Origin of the sequence: Mixta sp. (assembly GCF_024610815.1) — a bacterium.
Lineage (GTDB): Bacteria > Pseudomonadota > Gammaproteobacteria > Enterobacterales > Enterobacteriaceae > Mixta > Mixta calida.
In genome coordinates this window covers 1-2,926 of sequence record NZ_JANION010000004.1, presented here as the reverse complement: position 1 = coordinate 2,926, position 2,926 = coordinate 1, and the positions used below count along the sequence as shown (strand labels likewise).

3 protein-coding genes are annotated in these 2,926 nt (G+C 58.8%); 2 read left to right on the top strand and 1 reads right to left on the bottom strand.

The window, feature by feature from the left end:
• Window positions 1–243 precede the first annotated feature (243 nt).
• Window positions 244–1,710 carry a beta-barrel assembly-enhancing protease gene (bepA, locus tag MYY08_RS00070; RefSeq protein ID WP_084970854.1) on the top strand — a complete coding sequence of 489 codons (1,467 nt, stop codon included), beginning with the start codon at window positions 244–246 and terminating at the stop codon, window positions 1,708–1,710.
• Between the two features lie 15 nt (window positions 1,711–1,725).
• On the top strand, window positions 1,726–2,079 hold the full coding sequence (gene arsC, locus MYY08_RS00065) for an arsenate reductase (glutaredoxin) (protein ID WP_038624775.1): 354 nt from the start codon (window positions 1,726–1,728) through the stop codon (window positions 2,077–2,079).
• A gap of 3 nt (window positions 2,080–2,082) precedes the next feature.
• Here the strand turns inward: arsC and hda are convergent, their stop codons facing one another.
• A complete protein-coding gene (hda, locus tag MYY08_RS00060) occupies window positions 2,083–2,784 on the bottom strand; it encodes a DnaA inactivator Hda (protein ID WP_218925965.1) in 702 nt (233 codons plus the stop codon).
• Between the last annotated feature and the right edge of the window lie 142 nt (window positions 2,785–2,926).

Genomic DNA, 2,926 nt, shown 5'->3' with positions numbered 1-2,926 from the left:
TTTCAGAAGATGCTTAATCAAAACCCGTGCCACTTTCAATTTCTCTGAATAAGTTTACACAACTTTGAATTTTAACCGCCGCCCACGATGCGGTTTTCGCCGCTGCGCGCCGCTTTTAAACAGCCATTTCATTATGCGGTTTACCCCGCTAAGATAGCGCCCTGAGCGCCTGCGTCGCGCTGCCGTATGAACGATCCGCAACGTAGCCGGTCAAAACTTTACTCTCTGCCCAGGGGAAGAAGTATGTTCAATCGCTTGAAGAAAAATGTCATCGCCTCGCTTATTGTCACGCTGCTGGCGGGCAACGTGGTTACTTCCCAGGCAGACGTCGCTGATTCGCTCCCGGATATCGGCACCACCGCAGGCGGCACGCTATCGATTAATCAGGAACTGCAGATGGGCGATTTTTATGTGCGCCAGCTGCGAGCCAGCGCGCCGCTGATTAACGATCCGCTGCTGAATCAGTACATCAATCAGCTTGGCATGCGACTGGTGGCCCATGCTGATTCGGTGCGCACCCCTTTCCATTTCTACCTGATCCGCAACGATGAGATCAACGCCTTCGCCTTTTTCGGCGGCAACGTGGTGCTGCATTCGGCGTTGTTCCGCACCAGCGATAATGAAAGCCAGCTGGCTTCGGTCATCGCGCATGAGATATCGCACGTCACTCAACGCCACCTGGCGCGCGCGATGGAAGATCAGCAGCGCAACGCGCCGCTGACCTGGGTCGGCGCGCTCGGCTCGATTCTGCTGGCGATGGCGAATCCGCAGGCGGGCATGGCGGGTTTGGCCGGCACATTAGCCGGCACCCAGCAGGGCATTATCTCCTTCACGCAAAACAATGAGCAGGAGGCGGATCGTATCGGCATTCAGGTGTTGCAACGCGCCGGTTTCGATCCGCAGGCGATGCCGACCTTCCTGCAAAAGCTGGCGGATCAGTCGCGCTTCGCCTCTAAGCCGCCGGAAATTCTGCTGACGCACCCGCTGCCTGACAGCCGTCTGGCCGATGCCCGCAACCGCGCCGAACAGATGCGTCCGGTCGTTGTGCAATCCTCACAGGATTACTACATGGCGAAAGCGCGCGCGCTGGGCATGTACGCCACCGGGCAGAATCAGCTGGGCGAGGATCTGCTGGTTGAGTGGTCCAAAGGCAACGCGCGCCAGCAGCAGGCGGCGCAGTACGGCAGAGCGCTGCTGTTCCTGGAAGCGAAAAGTTTCGCCAACGCAAAAAAGATTATCGAACCGCTACTGGCGAAAGCGCCGAATAATGTCTGGTTTCTCGATATCATGACCGACATCGATATCGGGCTGAACCAGCCGCAGCAGGCGGTTGCTCGCCTGTCGGCGCTGAAGGCCAGCAGCAGCGATCCGGTTTTGCAGCTCAACCTGGCGAACGCCCTGCTGGAAGCGAAGCAGCCCGCCGCCGCCAGCCGCGTATTAAACCGCTATACCTGGGCGCATCCTGACGACGTCAACGGTTGGGACCTGCTGGCGCAGGCGTCGGCGGCGCAAAATCTGCGCGATGAGGAGCTGTCGGCGCGTGCCGAAGGGCTGGCGCTTACCGGTCAGCTGGATCAGGCGATTACCACGCTCAGCAGCGCCAGCGCGCAGGTTAAGCTGGGCAGTCTGCAACAGGCGCGCTATGACGCGCGCATCGACCAGCTGCGTCAGTTACAGCTGCGCTTCCGACAGTATCAGAAAGGACGTTAATCAGAGGAAAAGTGAATGACCACGGTCACCATTTATCACAACCCACGCTGCTCCAAAAGCCGCGAAACGCTGGCGCTACTGGAACAGCGCGGCATCGAGCCGAACGTCGTGCTCTATTTACAACAACCGCCCGACGTCGCGACGCTGCGCCAGCTGGTGCAGTCGCTTGGGCTGAGCAGCGTGCGCGCGCTGATGCGTACTAAAGAAGAGGAATATCAGGCGCTGGGGCTGGACGATCCGGCGCTGAGCGAAGAAGCGCTGCTGACGGCGCTGGCCGCTCATCCGAAACTGATGGAGCGCCCGATCGTCGTGGCGCAGGGAAAAGCGCGTCTGGGGCGTCCACCGGAGCAGGTGCTGGAGATCCTGTAGATCTTACAGCGCCAGGATCTCTTTAACGAAGGGGATCGTTAGCTTGCGCTGGGCAGTGATCGAGGCACGATCGAGCCGATCCAGCGTGATGAATAAGGTGCGCATCTCCCGATCAAGCCGTTTCAGCAGGAAGCGGCCCACATCTTCAGGCAGCTCAAAACCGCGCAGGCTGGCGCGCAGCTGCAGCGCCTGCAGTTTATCTTCGTCGGAAAGCGGCTGCAGTTTGTAGATCTGCCCCCAGTCAAGACGCGAAGCGAGATCCGGCAGCTTCAGATTCAGCTGACGCGGCGGACGATCGCCAGTGATTAACAGGCGGGTCTTGCCGGTCTCAAGGATGCGATTGTAGAGATCGAAAATCGCCATTTCCCACTCTTCCTCGCCGGCAATGCACTCAATATTGTCGATGCAGACCAGCGCCAGCTGCTCCATACCGTCAAGCACCTCCGGCACGAACCAGGTGCGCTTATCCAATGGCACATAGCCGACGGCGTCGCCGCGCATGGACATTTCCGCGCAGGCGGCGTGCAGTAAATGGCTGCGCCCCCCGCCTTCGCGTGACCAGAAATAGAGATAGCTGCCATGTTCCTGCGCCAGAGCGCCTTTAAGTGCGGCCAGCAGGGACGCATTTTCACCCGGCCAAAAGCTGGCGAAGGTTTCATCATCCGGTAAATAGAGAGGCAGTGAAAGTTGTGCCGGCGTGTTCAGAAGCACCTCAAGTTTGAACGGGCTAAAAACGGCGGTAGTTTAACACATCTTTTCAAAGGAAATGAAACAGGAACGAAGCGCTGCGCCTGACAGATCAGGCGCAGCGCAAGCGGTAAGTTGATAAGGTTCCCTGGTGTTGGGG

Bases quoted from the DNA above. Each gene is read 5' to 3' on its own strand.
- arsC (WP_038624775.1), top strand. From the start codon at position 1,726: ATGACCACGGTCACCATTTATCACAACCCACGCTGCTCCAAAAGCCGC.
- bepA (WP_084970854.1), top strand. From the start codon at position 244: ATGTTCAATCGCTTGAAGAAAAATGTCATCGCCTCGCTTATTGTCACG.